Source organism: Emticicia soli (assembly GCF_037860775.1).
In the GTDB taxonomy this organism is placed as follows: domain Bacteria; phylum Bacteroidota; class Bacteroidia; order Cytophagales; family Spirosomataceae; genus Emticicia; species Emticicia soli.
On sequence record NZ_JBBEWC010000003.1, the window covers coordinates 437,053 to 454,011 of the forward strand.

The 16,959-nt window shown below is 40.3% G+C and carries 10 protein-coding genes; 9 read left to right on the forward strand and 1 reads right to left on the reverse strand.

The window, feature by feature from the left end; translation table 11 throughout:
* The first annotated feature begins 40 nt into the window (after positions 1-40).
* The 9 genes from WAE64_RS05315 to WAE64_RS05355 all read left to right on the forward strand — a co-directional run bounded on the left by WAE64_RS05315 (position 41) and on the right by WAE64_RS05355 (position 15,898).
* Entirely contained in the window at positions 41-1,837 is a 1,797-nt protein-coding gene (locus WAE64_RS05315) for a RagB/SusD family nutrient uptake outer membrane protein (RefSeq protein WP_340235193.1), read from the forward strand.
* A 97-nt stretch (positions 1,838-1,934) separates the two neighbouring features.
* Positions 1,935-5,540: a CRTAC1 family protein gene (locus WAE64_RS05320; protein ID WP_340235194.1), complete on the forward strand. Its 3,606-nt coding sequence runs from the start codon at positions 1,935-1,937 to the stop codon at positions 5,538-5,540.
* Between the two features lie 834 nt (positions 5,541-6,374).
* A complete protein-coding gene (locus WAE64_RS05325) occupies positions 6,375-8,036 on the forward strand; it encodes a carboxylesterase/lipase family protein (RefSeq protein ID WP_340235195.1) in 1,662 nt (553 codons plus the stop codon).
* A 258-nt stretch (positions 8,037-8,294) separates the two neighbouring features.
* On the forward strand, positions 8,295-9,170 hold the full coding sequence (locus WAE64_RS05330) for an alpha/beta hydrolase (protein WP_340235196.1): 876 nt from the start codon (positions 8,295-8,297) through the stop codon (positions 9,168-9,170).
* A gap of 12 nt (positions 9,171-9,182) precedes the next feature.
* Positions 9,183-10,061, forward strand: a complete 879-nt coding sequence (locus WAE64_RS05335; RefSeq protein WP_340235197.1) for an alpha/beta hydrolase — start codon at positions 9,183-9,185, stop codon at positions 10,059-10,061.
* 221 nt (positions 10,062-10,282) lie between these two features.
* Positions 10,283-10,813 carry a gluconate 2-dehydrogenase subunit 3 family protein gene (locus tag WAE64_RS05340; RefSeq protein WP_340235198.1) on the forward strand — a complete coding sequence of 177 codons (531 nt, stop codon included), beginning with the start codon at positions 10,283-10,285 and terminating at the stop codon, positions 10,811-10,813.
* 38 nt (positions 10,814-10,851) lie between these two features.
* On the forward strand, positions 10,852-12,570 hold the full coding sequence (locus WAE64_RS05345; RefSeq protein ID WP_340235199.1) for a GMC oxidoreductase: 1,719 nt from the start codon (positions 10,852-10,854) through the stop codon (positions 12,568-12,570).
* Between the two features lie 250 nt (positions 12,571-12,820).
* A complete protein-coding gene (locus tag WAE64_RS05350; protein ID WP_340235200.1) occupies positions 12,821-14,353 on the forward strand; it encodes an FG-GAP repeat domain-containing protein in 1,533 nt (510 codons plus the stop codon).
* A 6-nt stretch (positions 14,354-14,359) separates the two neighbouring features.
* Positions 14,360-15,898: a carboxylesterase/lipase family protein gene (locus tag WAE64_RS05355; RefSeq protein ID WP_340235201.1), complete on the forward strand. Its 1,539-nt coding sequence runs from the start codon at positions 14,360-14,362 to the stop codon at positions 15,896-15,898.
* Between the two features lie 249 nt (positions 15,899-16,147).
* Here WAE64_RS05355 and WAE64_RS05360 read toward each other — a convergent pair whose 3' ends face one another.
* Positions 16,148-16,855 carry a hypothetical protein gene (locus tag WAE64_RS05360; protein ID WP_340235202.1) on the reverse strand — a complete coding sequence of 236 codons (708 nt, stop codon included), beginning with the start codon at positions 16,853-16,855 and terminating at the stop codon, positions 16,148-16,150.
* Positions 16,856-16,959: the final 104 nt, after the last annotated feature.

Here is a 16,959-nt window from a genome sequence, read left to right on the forward strand (position 1 = left end):
ATCCAGATAGCATTTACTATTAAACAAATACAATTCAAATATGAAAAGTAATAATTTGGTTAAAATATTTTTGGCTTCAGCACTCACCGTTGGCATTGCAATTGGTTGCAATGACAGCTTCCTGACCCGAGAGCCACAAGCGCAATATAGCCCAACAGCATTACAAACCGCCAAGGGCGTTGAAGGGGTTTTGTTGGGTGCTTATGGAATGGTTGATGGTGCCGGATTAGACGGACAGTCGGACTGGGAAAATGATATTCAGAACTGGGTTTTTGGTGGATTAACATCTGATGATGCCTATAAGGGTACAGATGCCGGTGACCAACCCGAAGAATCATTTTTGGAAAAATGGGATTTTCAGCCTACTAATGGGCATATCCGTAATAAATGGAGAGGCTTGTTTAAAGGTGTGGCACGTTCAAACGATGTAATTAATACATTGAAAAATGTAAAAGACATCAGCGAAGCCAGAAGAGCGCAGATTTTGGCCGAAGCTAAGTTTTTAAGAGGTCTTTTCCACTTTGAAGCTAAAAAAATGTGGAAAAACATTCCGTTTATTGATGATGCTACCTTTAACCTGAATGACCTTGAAAGTACAAAAGTACCTGTTGATGCTAACGCATGGGCAAAAATCGAGAAAGATTTTGCTGAGGCTGCTGCAGTATTACCTGCTACACAGGCACAGGTAGGCCGCCCAACCAAATGGGCTGCTAAGGCTTTTCAAGCTAAAGCTTTAATGTACCAGGGCTTTGACATGAACACAGGCGCAGCTAATGCTGCTAAATTAACAGCAGCAAAGGCGATTCTGGAAGAAATTGTTAATAGTGGCAAATACCGCTTGGTTGAACTTTATAGAGATAACCACGATGCCAGTACACGTAATAATTCAGAGTCAATTTTTGAAGTGCAATATGCGTCTTCAAGCTCAAGTGGTGATGCCGCCAACAGAGGTGTAGGTTTAGCTCACCCTTATGCTTCGCCTTGGGGTTGTTGCGGGTTCTACCAACCATCACAAAACCTTGTGAATGCCTTTAAAACAGGGGCTGATGGCCTGCCTTTAATTGATACCTTCAATGATTCGGATGTTAAAAACGACCAAGGCTTAAAGCTGGAAGATTCTTTTACACCGTATGAAGGTACACTTGACCCTCGCCTTGACCACACTGTGGGTCGTCGTGGTATTTTGTTTATCGATTACAAAATTCATAATGTAGACTTTATCCGTGACCAAACCTATGCAGGGCCTTATTCGCCGAAAAAACACATTCCGTCTAAAGCATTTACAGGTGTAAATGGTTGGGGTAACCTAACGAGCAACAACTATCGTATTATGCGTTATAGCATGATTCTGCTATGGTTGGCTGAGTGCGAAGTAGAAGTAGGAAGTCTGGAAAGAGCAAGAGAACTCGTAAATATGATAAGAACGCGCGCAGCGAATCCGGCTGGTTTTGTACAGAAAGCCATACAGGGCTCAACCCGTGATGCCTATACATTAGTGTTTGATGCACAAGGCAAACCTGTTCCGGCGGCTAACTATCTCATTAAAACTTATAGCACGCCTTGGGCTAGTAAAGATGCTGCACGCAAAGCCGTACGTTTTGAAACCCGCCTTGAGTTTGGTATGGAAGGCCACCGTTTCTTCGACCTTGCCAGATGGGGTGTTTCTGCCGATGTACTTAATAAGTACAATGAAATTGAGGCCAACAAACGTGTGTATAAAAAAGGTGCAAGATTTGTGAAAGGTAAAAACGAATTCTTCCCGATTCCTCAAGAGGCTATTGACCGTTCAGAAAAAGATGGTAAGGCTACTTTAGAGCAAGACCCATCTTACAAATAATTTTAAAGTAGAATTGTTTTAGAAAAAAAAGTTAACTTTACAGAGATGGTAGCTTTTACCATCTCTGTTTTTTTTCAGATACTACCTATTCTTTAAAATGAGACCTAATTTTATTTACTTCTATTTCAGGAAAGTTGCGCTCCTGATTACCATTCCTGTGCTCTTTTCTTGTAGCAAAAAATCAGAAACAGTCTTTACCAAATTGCCTTCAAATGAAACAGGTATCCAGTTTTCTAACAGAATTACAGAAAATGATACCATGAACATTGTGGCTTTTGAATACATATACAACGGTGGAGGCGTAGCCATTGGCGACTTCAACAACGATAATAAAGTAGATGTGTACTTTACAGGCAATCAGGTGCCTAATAGGTTATATTTGAATCAGGGTACTGACGAGAATAATGAACTGAAGTTTGTTGATGTTACCAAGCAAGCCAATGTAGACGGTGAGGGGCGCTGGTGCAATGGGGTATCGGTAGTTGATATAAATAATGATAATCTACTTGATATTTATGTTTCGGCTTCGGTAAAAAAAGCGGCAGGTTTGCGGGCAAATATGTTGTATATTAATCAAGGCGTTGGACGGGATGGTATCCCGTCGTTCAAAGAAATGGCGGCCGACTATGGTATTGCCGATACTACCCATACCACTAATTCGGTATTTTTTGATTATGACAACGATGGCGACCTCGATTTGTATGTGCTTGTAAACCAGATGGAAGACATAAACATACCTAATATGTATCGTGAGGCTCTAAAAGATGGTACTTCAAAACGTACACACAGGCTTTATCGTAATGATTGGGATGATACCAAAAAACATGCATATTTCACCAATGTATCGAAAGAAGAGGGTATTCTGGTAGAAGGCTTCGGGCTTGGTGTAAATATTACCGATATTAATCAGGATGGTTGGAAGGACATTTATGTAACGAACGACTTCCTGACAAACGACCTGATGTATATAAACCAGCATAAAGATGGTAAGCACATAGGCTTTGTAGAACAGGCTCGAGACTACTTCAAGCACACTTCCTATTCGGCAATGGGTAACGAGGTGTCTGATATTAATAACGATGGATTGGTAGATATTATAGCTTTAGACATGATGCCTTTCAGCAACAAACGGAAGAAGATGATGACAATGGCAAATAATTATCAGGCTTTCCAGAATAACGATAGATACAACTATACCTATCAATATGCACGCAATACGTTGCAAGTCAATCAAGGTAAAAACCCACTTACAGGGCAACCTGTTTTTAGCGAAATAGGACTACTTGCCGGAGTTGCCCAAACTGATTGGAGCTGGACACCCATGGTGGTTGACTTTGATAACGATGGTATGCGAGACATTATCATAACTAATGGTTTCCCGAAAGATATTACCGACCTCGATTTTATGGCTTATCGGCACGAGGTTCACAATTTAGCTTCTCCTACCTATCTTTTAGATTATATTCCGTCTGTTAAGATAAAAAACTTTGCTTTTCATAATAAAGGTAATTTCAAATTTGAAGATGTAACCGAAAAATGGGGTATGGCCGAGCCATCGTTTTCGAATGGTGCAGCATACGCCGACCTCGACAACGACGGAGACCTTGATTATATAGTCAACAACATCAACGATTCGGCTTCGGTTTACCGAAACAATTCAATACAACTAAAACCACAGGAAAGTAATTATTTGCGTATAAAGTTTAAAGGTAACCTGCCCAATATAATGGGCTTAGGCGCATGGGTTGAGATTAATTATAGTAATGGGCAAAAACAAGTGTATGAGCATACACCTTATAGAGGCTACTTATCGTCGGTAGAACCCGTAGCGCATTTTGGCTTAGGTAAAATACAGCAGATAGACCAACTGAAAGTAGTATGGCAAAGTGGCAAAACACAGGTAATCAAAAACATCAAAGCTAATCAGATTCTGAGTTTAAAAGAGAGCGATGCTACCCTGCAACCTGCTGCCGGGCAAACGCCAGCACCTACCTTATTTGCTGATATAAGCACCCAACTACAAGTGCCTTATGTGCACCAAGAAGACGATTACATCGATTTTAATATACAAAAACTATTACCCCATAAAATGTCTCAGTTTGGGCCTGCCCTTGCTGTTGGAGATGTAAATGGCGATGGATGGGAAGATATGTTTGTAGGCGGCGCTAAAAACAGAAAAGGGAAGTTTCTGATTCAGAATAAAGAGGGCAAATTCAGTGTACAGGATTTATTATCGGGAGAAGACGGATTCAGTAAGATTTCGGAAGATATGGGTGTTTTGCTTTTTGATGCTGATGCAGACAGAGACCTTGACCTTTATATTGTAAGTGGTAGTGCCGAGTTTAATGCCGGGTCTCCGGCATTTCAGGATAAACTATATATTAATGATGGCAAGGAGCATTTTCAATTAAGCGAGCAGGCGCTTCCGGCTTTTTTGAAAAGTGGCTCATGCGTAAAAGCCGCTGATTTTGACCATGACGGCGATTTAGACTTGTTTATAGGTGGGCGTGTTGAGCCCAATGCGTATCCTAAACCAGTATCGAGCTATATTCTTAGAAATGATACTGCCAATGGACAGGTGAAATTTACAGATGTAAGCACTCAGGTGGCTCCTCAGTTACAGAATATCGGCTTGGTGTGTGATGCTTTATGGAGCGATTATGACAACGACGGCTGGCAGGATTTAGTATTGGTGGGTGAATGGATGCCTGTTACGATTCTGAAAAATAACAAGGGAAAACTAGAGCAAGTAAAAGAAAATGGGACATTGAAGGCTAAGGTAGGTTGGTGGACGAGCATTACTGCCGGAGACTTTGACAATGATGGAGACATAGATTATATAGCAGGTAACTTGGGTTTAAATACGCTGCTGCAAGCCAATGATACCCAACCTGTGAGCATTTATGCCAAAGATTTTAACAATGATGGTTTTTTTGATGCTATTCCAACAGTATATTTTCCTAATCAGGAAGGAGTATTGCAAGAGTTTCCGTACAATACCCGTGACGATCTAGCGAAGCAGTTTATCCAGACCCGCCAGCGTTTTCAGAATTATGATAAATTCTCAGACGCAACTATTGATAAAATATTGAAACCGGAAGAGATGAAAGATGCTTTGATTTTACGCGCTAACTGGATGAAAAGCAGCTATATAGAGAATAAAGGCAATGGGCTATTTGCCATAAGTGAGTTGCCAATAGAAGCCCAATTTGCGCCGCTTTATGGCATGATTGCCGACGACTACGACCAGGATGGTAATCTTGATGTACTCATAGCAGGCAATGACTTTGGTACTGAGTTGCTGATAGGTAAGCATGACGCCCACAATGGCCTTTTATTAAAAGGCGATGGAAAAGGCAACTTTACGCCAATATTAGCATCGCAAAGTGGTTATTATGTATCAGGCGATGCCAAGAGTCTAGTACGGCTACAAGATGCAAAAGGAGGCTCTATATTAGTTACGTCGCAAAACAGAGGAGATTTGCGCTTTTTCTCTTACAATAAGCCTGTTAAGAATATTAGTCTATTGCCTGATGAAACCACCGCTATATTGCGTTGGAAGGGTGGCAAAAGCCGACGAGAGGAATTGAACTATGGTTCATCTTTTCTGTCACAATCATCACGCAGCTTAGTTTTGCCAGCTTATATCGAAAATGTAGAGTTGATAAATGCTTCGGGCAAGAAGCGAATTATTAAGCCCTAAATGTATTTTTTTATATTATTTAAAAGAGGCTGTCTCAAAAGAAAACGGCACAAAATATTATTTGGCAAGGTAGAGACCCCACTCCCCAACCCCTCTCCCCAACTGTGGGGAGAGGGGCTTTTTTGTCCCCTCCCCATTGTTGGGGAGGGTTAGGGTGGGGTCTTTTCCAAATATTATTTGGTATAAAAAACTTTTGAGACAGCCCCTTTTGGTATCAAAAACAATATAAATAAGGTGCTTTATGAGCACCACCTGTTTATCTTCTTATCAAGTCTTGTCAGAGTATCTAAGCCCAGCACTTTTCCTTGACAATTTGAGCGTGTTGTATTTTCTCACAAAATTGAATCTTATAGATTCTGAAACTCATTTATGGTAAAAATTTCGGGTACTCTTTCAAGTTGTGGGTAGGTATTATTTATGCAATGAGCTACAAAGAAAATATTCTTTAAAATTAGGTTTATGCAGAAACAAATAAAATTTGTGATAAATTAAGAATGTTTGTATTATTGTTACAAATTGATACAATAACATTGTTTGGTGTAATGCAATATTGAAAAAATTATATAATAGCTATTTTCTTCATCACAAACACCAAAAAATCGCCACAAAAAAGCAATATATAGGCTAATTTACACCATAAGTCGATTCTTAAAAAAGTAAATTCATAGCAGTAGTAGATTTAAGGGTAATTCACTTAAAATTACTCAAAATAAGAGGTTCAAGGCGGTGGTGGAAAGAGGTAAATTAGTAAAATAATTGACATTAAAATTTTACAAATAGCAATAGTGCTAAAGCTCAGATTATATACATCATTCAACCTTTCAATAAATTACTATGAAATCTAACAGACGAAACTTTATTCAAACCCTTGGCTTGGGTACAGCCGGGATAGGGATAGGTAGTTCAATACCATTAAGTGCTAATGCTAATACATTTGATACAAAAGAAAAAGATGATGAGCAAGTATTATTTGTTGGCGATAACATTGCCGTAGCCAATACAAGCTACGGAAAAATAAGAGGATATATATTAAGAGGAATCCATACTTTTCTGGGTGTGCCTTACGGAGCAGATACAGGCGGTAAAAACCGTTTTATGCCACCACAAAAACCAGAGCCTTGGACCGACATAAAACCAACCGTATGGTGGGGTAATACCGCACCACAGATTATGGAAAAACGCTATGCCGACCAATATGCCTCGTTTGTTGACCACTGGAATTATGACGATGTAAGCGAAGATTGTTTGAGACTTAATGTCTGGACTCCGGTGCTAGACAACAAAAAAAGACCTGTAATAGTATGGCTGCACGGTGGTGGCTTTGTGAATGGTAATGGCATAGAGCAAGATGGCTACTATGGCGAGAATATAAGCCGTTTGGGCGATGTTGTTTATGTGTCACTTAATCACCGTTTAGGTACACTTGGTTTTACGAATCTGGCTGGTGTAGGTGGCGATAAGTTTGCTGCTTCGGGTAATGTGGGTATGCTTGATATCGTAGCAGCCTTGGAGTGGGTAAAAGCAAATATTGGCAATTTTGGTGGCGATGCCAACAATGTAACCATCATTGGCCAATCGGGTGGGGGAGCAAAAGTATGCACCCTGATGGCGATGCCATCGGCTAAGGGGCTGTTCCATAAAGCAGTATCATTAAGTGGTTCAACTTTGAGTGGTGTGCCAAAAGAATATTCAGAAAAATTAGGCGCTGCGGTGTTGAAAGAAGCAGGTTTAGGACCAAACGATATTGATAAGTTACAGCAGATACCTTGGCGCCAATATATTGATATTGCTAATAAAGCTGTAGCTTCAATGGCTGAAGAAGCTAAGAAGATGAACCTTATGAGGGGTGGTTTTGCTCCGGTAGGCGATGGACATTACCTGAGCGATAAGCCATTTTTCTCTGATGCCAATCATTTCTCGGCCGATGTACCGCTCATTATTAGCAGTACCTTCAATGAGTTTTCACCAAGCCGTACCGATGCAAGAATCGAACAAGTATCTTTCAGTGATGTAAAAGAAAAACTGAAACCACGATTTGGTGACAAATCAGGTGAAATTACCGATGCGTATGCCAAGGTGTTCCCGAACAAAAAGCCTATCGAAATATGGTCGATGATTATGAGCAATCGTAAAAATGTAATTGCTGCCGCCGATGCCAAAGTAAAACAGAAAGCTCCTGTATATGTGGCATGGTTTGGCTGGCAACCACCATTATTCGACGGTAGAATGAGAGCCTTCCACTGCGATGATATTTGTTTCTGGTTCTATAATACCGACCTGATGCTGACACACACAGGTGGTGGTGCGCGACCACGCCGTTTGTCTGAAAAAATGGCGAAATCATTCCTGAACTTCGTACGCACGGGTAATCCGAACGGAGGAGGGCTTCCAAACTGGGCACCTTACACCACAGCTAATGGCGAAACGATGATTCTTGACGATGTGTGCGTGTTGAAAAACGACCCTGACCGTGAGGCACGCAAAGCAATTGTTTAATGCTTTGGTTTTAAAGACTGGTATTACATTGACTTCCGAAAATCAATCTACCAGTTTCACTAATCTGAAATAAATGCTGGGCTAATAAGATATATAACACCCCCGAACCCTAAAAAGCGACAGCTTGCTTTCTTCTGTTGAAGAAAGCGGCTGGAGCTATTTTTATGTAAGGGTTTTGTAAGCAGCCTTTAAATTTGGATTTAAAGGCTTAATGATTGTATATTTACTACTTATTCACCTTTAACCTGTACACCAGCAATGAAACGCATTTTTAATGTGTTGTTTTTATGCCTGTCTTTTAATGTGTTTGCACAGCAGGGCATTGTAAAAGAAAGCCTTACCATTAAAAGTTCTCTTTTAGGCAAAGATGTAAAGTATAATATCTATCTACCTGCCGACTACTCAACATCAAATCGTTCGTACCCGATTCTTTATTTATTGCATGGCTTTGGCGATGATGAAACAGGCTGGGTGCAATTTGGTGAAGCCAACAGCATTACCGATAAATTAATTCAGAATGGCGAAATTGCTCCTATGATAATTGCCATGCCTGACGGTGGTGTAAGTGGCTACGTAAATAGTTTTGATGGTAAGGTGCCTTACGAAGACTTCTTCATTAAAGAGTTTATCCCTCACATTGAGTCAACTTACAGAATCCGTGCGCAAAAACGCTACAGAGCTATTGCAGGGCTTTCGATGGGTGGTTATGGCACATTAGTGATGTCGACCAAGCACCCTGATTTATTTGCTGCCTCGGCTCCTTTAAGCGCAGGTGTACGTACCGACGAAGAAGTAATTGCTATGCCCGATGCACAATGGGCAAACTCTTATGCCCAACGCTATGGGAAAGATTTGGTAGGCAATGCCCGTATCAACGAACATTATAACAAAAATTCAATCCTGAAAATTATTGAAACGGCTAATCCGGATGATATTAAAAAAGTAAGGTACTACATTGATTGTGGCGACGATGATTTTCTGATTAAGGGCAACATGGCACTACATGCCTTGATGATAGACAAGAAAATTCCGCACGAGTTTCGTGTGCGTCAAGGTGGCCATACATGGTCATACTGGCGCTCGGCATTACCCGAAGTACTTAAGTTTGTAAGCGAAAGTTTCCATCAAAAATAAATCCTGTCATAAATGAAAAAGATTAGCCTGTTATTTTTCTTACTGGTTTCAGCACTCAGTTTTGCACAACAAGGTATTGTAAAAGAAAGTCTGAAAATAAAAAGTAGTACTTTAGGCAAAGAAGTAAAGTATAATATTTACCTGCCTGCCGATTACGAGAAAAACAATCGCCTGTATCCTGTTCTATATCTATTACATGGCTATACAGATAATGAAACAGGCTGGACACAGTTCGGTAAGACACCCGAAATTGCAGATAAAACAATCAACAGTGGCGAAGCCCCACCAATGATTATCGTGATGCCTGATGCAGGTGTAACCTGGTATATGAATACGTATGATGGAAAAACGAAATTTGAAGATTTCTTCATTAAAGAGTTCATTCCGTATATCGAAACCACCTATCGTATTCGTTCTAAAAAGGAATTCAGAGCCGTAGCAGGTCTTTCGATGGGAGGGCTCGGTACACTTCTGTACTCAACAAAACACCCCGAAATGTTTGCTGCTGCTGCGCCATTGAGTGCAGCTGTATGGACTGATGAAGAAATTGTAAGCGGAAACCAGGAACAGGAAAGATGGAATAACGTTTTCGGTGATTTATACGGTAAAAACCTGAAAGGCAAAGACCGCCTCACAGACCACTACTACAAAAATGCGCCAATCAAAATTGTAGAAACTGCTAATGCCGAAGATTTGAAAAAAGTAAGATTCTATATCGATTGTGGCGACGACGATTTCCTGATTAAAGGCAACATGGCACTACACGCCATGATGATTGACAAGAAAATTCCACACGAATTCAGGGTAAGAGACGGAGGCCATACGTGGTCATACTGGCGCACAGCTCTGCCTGAAGTATTGAAATTTGTAGGAGAGAGTTTTACGAGATAAGAATTTAGTGAATGTGTGAATTGTCTTGAACTTTGGTTTAACTGATTAATCTGATTGACAATGATTTGAATGTTGATTATTGTCTGATTTGTTTAATCAATGAAATCATAAAATCAAGTAAATCAAAGTTCAAGACCATTCGTAATTCACAATTAAAACTGCAACAACCAGCGTAATATATATAATTTAAAACATTATCCATTTTATTAACCTTATCAAGAATGAATCGTAGAGAAGCTGTTCAGAGAGTTGCCCTTTTAGTAGGAGGGGTGTTATCTCCGCCACTAATAGCTGGTGTAATGGGACAAGTACTTAATACAGGCCCTAGCGTAGCCACTACCGCTGCCCAAGAAACATTGTTGGCCGAAGTTGCCGACATCATTATTCCTACAACCGATACGCCTGGTGCCAAAGCTGCCGGAGCAGAGAAATTTATTGTAAGAGTAATGCGTGATTGTTTTGTGAAAGAAGACCAGGATAAGTTTTATGCAGGTCTGGCAAAACTAGATGCCGATAGCAAAACCAAATATGGTAAAGGCTTTATTGAATTAAGTACGCCTGAGAAAAACGAAATGGTAAAACAGACCATGACGGCTGACAAACCATTTTTCCTGAGAATGAAAGAGCTAACCACCGTAGGTTATTTTACTTCTGAAATTGGTGCTACACAAGCCTTAGAGTATTTACCGATTCCGGGTAGATTCGATGGTTCGGCTCCATATAAACCTGGTCAGAAAACCTGGGCTATTTAATTTTTTTAACCTATTCATGTTAACCTCACAGACAAAAAATGAACTTAAATATAGATGCAATTAAAGCTCAGACCTACGATGCCATTATTATTGGCTCGGGTGTAACCGGAGGTTGGGCAGCAAAAGAACTGACAGAAAAAGGATTGCGTGTAATAATGCTCGAAAAAGGAAAGCAATTAGAGCACGTAACCGGCTATGAAAATGCCATGAAAAATCCGTGGGAGACGCAATATAACGGACGATTAACGATTGCTCAGAAAGAATCGCATCCGAAATTGGCGCGTGATTACCCATATAATGAAATGACAGAGAAATACTGGATGAACGATTCAGATTCGCTCTACAAAGAAGATAAAAGATTTGACTGGTACCGTCCGGGGATTGTAGGTGGAAAATCAATTATGTGGGGACGCCAGTCGTATCGTTTGAGTGATATAGATTTTGAAGCAAACTTAAAAGATGGTATAGCAGTTGACTGGCCTATCCGTTATAAAGATATAGCGCCTTGGTACTCTTACGTTGAGAAATTTGTAGGTATATCAGGCGAGAAACTTAATTTACCTCAGTTGCCAGACAGTGAGTTTTTACCACCGATGGAAATGTACTGCGTTGAGAAAGAGGTACGTAAACGCATCGAGAAAAATTTCCCGGGCCGTGTAATGACTATTGGCCGTGTAGCTAACCTTTCGGAAGCGCAAAAGGCTCAATTAGGTGTTGGCCGTGCTGCGTGTCAGTATCGTAACAAATGTTCGTTGGGTTGTCCGTTTGGAGCTTATTTCAGTACACAATCTTGTACACTACCTCCGGCGGCTAAAACCGGCCGTTTGACTCTTCGTCCTGACTCAGTAGTTACTGAAATTATGTACGACGAAAACAAAAAACGTGCAACAGGTGTAAGAGTAATTGATGCCGTAACGCTTCAACCTACCGAGTACTTTGCCAAGATAGTGTTTGTTTGTGGTAGTGCATTGGGTTCTACGGCTATCATGCTTAACTCAAAATCAAACCGTTTCCCTAATGGCTTGGGTAATGATTCTCAACAATTAGGACATAATCTAATGGACCACCACTTCCGTACAGGAGCATCTGGCGTATGGGATGGCGACTTGGATAAATACTCTTACGGCCGCCGTGCTAATGGTATTTATGTGCCACGTTACCGTAATATTGGTAACGATAAACGTGATTATATCCGTGGTTTTGGTTACCAGGGTGGAGCAGGTGCGGGCCGTCAGGGCTGGCAACGTAATGTAGCAGAGTTGAGCTTCGGCGCTGACTACAAAAACGAGGTAACTACGCCAGGGTTGTGGACAATGGGCTTAGGTGGTTTTGGTGAAACTTTGCCGTACTACGAAAACCGTATGTATTTACACGCTACCGAAAAAGACAAATGGGGTATGCCATTGGTTGTTTTTGATGCTGAGTTGAAAGAAAACGAGAAGAAAATGCGTATCGACATGATGAACGATGCTAAAGAAATGTTGGAAAGCTCAGGCGTGAAAAACGTTCGTGCTTATGACAACGGTTCTTATCTTGGTATGGCGATTCACGAAATGGGTACTGCTCGTATGGGCCGTGATCCTAAAACATCGGTATTGAATGCCAATAACCAGATTCATGATGTGAAAAACGTGTTTGTAACTGATGGTGCTTGTATGACCTCGGCTTCATGCGTAAACCCATCGTTGACCTACATGGCACTTACTGCCCGTGCTGCTAATTTTGCAGTTAACGAATTGAAGAAAAAGAATATATAATTTTAGAGTGTGTTTAAAATTTATAAATCGACCTCCGAAGTAATCTTTTTTGACTACACTGCGTTGCATTTTTTCGATGTAGCTTCTGGCTACATCTGCAAAATGACGCCTTGTCTAGTCAAAAAACCTTTACTTCTCGGTCAGATTGACAAAGTTTAAACACACTCTTATTCAGATTATGCATAAGTCTTAACCTCTCTGGCGTAAAGCCGGAGAGGTTAATTTTATCAACAAACCCAAACTTTATACAATGAAATTGTTCAGGATAATAAGCTCTATTTCTTTCCTTAGTTTATTATTCATGATTGGCTGCCAGCAAAATCAAGAAAATCAGCAGCAGAGCGGCGAAGAACTTGCAAAAATTCATTGTGCTTCATGCCACCTTTTTCCAGAACCCGAATTATTAGATAAGTCAACATGGGAGAAAAATATACTACCAAACATGGCATTACAGTTGGGTTTTGTGGTAAATGGCGAAGCTGTGTATCTTAATATTCAGCAAGAGATGGTAGATGGTAAGCTTCAAATAGTTAATAAATCAGCTATCAGTATAGAAGAGTGGGAGCGTATGGTAGCCTACTATAAAGAAAAAGCTCCGCTGAAAATGGCACCGCAAAATCGCCCTCCGATTACTGAAATAAGCAACTTGTTTGATGTAACAGCCAAAAATGTACAAAAAAATGGTTTTCCGGCTACAACTTACCTGAAAATAGATGAAGGGAATCAGCAGATTTATGAAGGAAATCTTTTTGATAGCTCATTGAATGTATTTGATAAAAACCTCAAAGCTGTTTCTGCAAGAAAACTCAGTGCCACTATTGTAGATATTGATTTTGGCGAAGACCTGAAGAAACCCGGTAAGCGCACCGGATTTCTGACCAGTATCGGAATTATAAATCCTAATGATTTAAGAAAAGGAAAATTATTGGATTTTAATGCTACTTCCGCAAGCAAGCCACTCATTGATAGTTTGCAAAGACCAGTACAAAGCATAGCAGTAGACCTAGATAACGATGGCTACAAAGACCAGTTAATTTGCAGTTTTGGTAACAAAAATGGCGTATTGGCATGGTATAAAAACCTGCAAGGCAAAGGTTACCAGAAACAGCTAATAAGAGAACTGCCCGGTGCTATCAAAGCCTATATCACCGACGAAAATAAAGACGGTTTACCTGATATATGGGTACTTTTTGCACAGGCACAAGAAGGTGTTTTTCTGTTGATGAACAGAGGTGGCGGCAATTTTGATACGCAGGAGATATTACGTTTTCCTCCTATATACGGTTCTAGTTATTTTGAAATGGTTGACTTGAATAATGATGGTCATAAAGATATACTTTATACAAGTGGAGATAATGCCGATTTAACTCCTCACCTCATGAAAAACTATTATGGTGTGTATGGTTATCTGAACAATGGTAAGAACCAGTTTAAGCAAGCATTTTTCTTTCCTGTTAATGGCTGTTATAAAGCTATTGCCCGTGATTTTGATAAAGATGGCGATATTGATATTGCTGCTATTTCGTATTTCCCTGATACTAAAAATCAACCTCAGGAGGGTTTCGTTTATCTTGAAAACGAAGGTAAACTTAATTTCAAGCCTTATTCTATCAAAGAAGTAAATGTAGGAAAGTGGTTAACAATGGATGTGGGAGATGTAGATGGCGATGGTGATGAAGACATAATTATTGGAAGCCTTGATTTGAGCAAGCAAGGTATTAAAGATGTAGGCCAAAAGGATACAGCCTTTTTATTGCTGAAGAATCGTACAATCAAACCTTAATAAACCATGAAGAAAATTTTATTTTTGTGTCTGATAGTATTTCTGGCAAGGGCACAATCAAAAACGCCATTTGAAACGGTAAAAACACAGAATGGCCTTGTGTCGGGCATCTATAGCAATGGCGTTAATGTTTTTAAGGGTATTCCGTTTGCAGCTCCGCCTGTAGGTGAGTTACGTTGGAAAGCGCCACAAGCTGCGGCAAACTGGCAAGGTGTGCGCAAATGTGATACTTTTTCGGCTAGCGCCATGCAAGCAAAGCCTGCACCTTTTATGATGTACACGGCTGAGTTTCTGGCACCACCGGAGCCACTAAGCGAAGATTGCCTATACCTGAATGTTTGGACAGCGGCAAAATCGGCAAATGAGAAAAGACCTGTTGTTGTTTGGGTGCATGGTGGTGGTTTTACGGGTGGTTCGGGTTCTGTACCTCTATATGATGGCGAAGATTTAGCCAAAAAAGGTGTTGTATTTGTTACCATTAATTACCGTTTAGGGGTATTTGGTTTTCTGGCTCACCCAGAGTTAAGCAAGGAAGCTAACGGAAAAGAGGTAGGTAACTATGCTTTTCTTGACCAGATTGCGGCCTTTGAATGGGTGAAGAAAAATATAGCCGCCTTTGGTGGAGACCCTAACAATGTAACATTGGCAGGGCAGTCGGCAGGGGCATTTAGTGTCAATGTGCTAATGGCATCGCCTTTGGCAAAAGGTCTGTTTCATAAAGCTATTGCCGAGAGTGGCGGCATGTTTGGCTTTTCTTTACGCATGAAATCTGTAGCTGATGCCGAGCAAACGGGTGCAGCTTTTGCACAGAAATTACAGGCTAGCTCGATAGCAGATTTAAGAGCAAAGTCGGCAGAAGAAATATTGAAAGCAGGTGGTGGAATTTCGAGCCCGGTTCTCGATAAGTATGTGATTGTAGGCGATATGTATAGTTTATTTGCAAATAACAAACAAAACGATGTGCCTTTGCTTACAGGCTGGAATGCAGGTGACAGATTTCCTTCGCCTAAAACATTAACAGCCGAAGAGTTTAAAGCCGATGCTGAGAAAAAATACGGTGCTTTTGCCAACGATTTTCTGAAAGTATATCCATCAGCTACTGATGCCGAAGCCAAGGAGTCGCAACTGGAAGTAAGCGGGCATATGCTTTTTGGATGGCAGAATTATACATGGGCAAAATTGCAGTCGAAATATGGTAAAAATAAGGCGTATCTGTATTTCTTTAAACATGTACCGCCGCAGCATGCCGATAAGCCTGATTTCGGTGCATTTCACTCTGCCGAATTTGGCTATTTTTTGCATACATTACACAATTGGGATAGGCCTTTTACAGCCGTTGACAGAAAACTGGAAGACCAGATGTCATCTTATTGGGTGAATTTTGCCAAGACTGGCAACCCAAATGCAAAAGGCTTGCCCGAATGGAAAGCTTTTGATGCGGCTAAGCCACAAGCAATGATATTTGGTGATGTACCTCAAACAGAGATTCTTCCGTCTAAAGCTCAGTTTGAGTTTTGGGATAAATATCGGGAGAGTTTGAAATAGGGGAGGAAATTCATAAGCGTGTCACACTTATACTCGTAGGAGAATGAGTGTGGCACGCTTATTATGTTTTTTGATTATTTCAACTGTTAAAATGAGAGAAGGGTGCTAAAGTAACTGTGCCACGGCCTTTTGCTTGCGAGTATAGCCGTGACACAGAGAAGGGAAAATGGAGAACGAGCGTAAAATTTCATTTTATTACTTTTTTCCATTCTCCTTGTTCCATTCTCCCTTTTCCTTTCTCCATATACTTTAATTACACTCAGTTGAGTATGAATACAAATGCTCGTCGAATTTTGCCCAACGATGGTTGTTTTCTAGTTTTTTCAATAACGTAGGGCAATCTTTATATAAAGCTGCATAGGCATCGTCATAATCCTTTTTACGTAGCTTTATAGCCGTGGCATCGCCAACTTTTACGAAATAAGATTTGTTTTCATCATGCGTTATAGTAATGCCCGCTACCTCAGTACTTGTGCTTACTTTCGCTAACGGAATATCATATACTTTAATTTTCTCGCTGAAAGATGGGTTCAAAACCTGAAGCAATAACTCTTCAACGTCTTTGTTTTTCACTACCTTGGTTTTCTCGAAATAGGCATAACCTTTATCGATAATCTCAGTATTAATCCCTTTGTTGCGGCCTAATACATGTTTGTTGAAAGTACGGTTGATAGAATTATCAAGCTTGTTGAAACTACTGATAGGCAGATACATCTCCGAAATGGCATCAGACTTTAGCGTAATTTTTTTCTTTTCTCCGCTGGGCGTGATAGAAATTGATTTAATAAGCCCGTTTGTTTTATTAACTGAGCTAATGATACCTTTTACTTCGGTTCCGTCGTTAAGGTAAAGATAGGCTTCTTCTTTAATTGAGAAGAGATCGAAGGCCGGAGTAAAAAGTTGTGCCGAAACTGTTGTGTAAGCCAATACACAAAAAAGCAATGCTAGTTTTTTCATAATTTTCTTTAAGTTTTAATTATTAAATAAGAGGTAGTTGTGAGAGTTGAAACGTAGTAATAAAGGCAGTATTGTTTGTAAAGACGTTTTACGATTCTTAATTT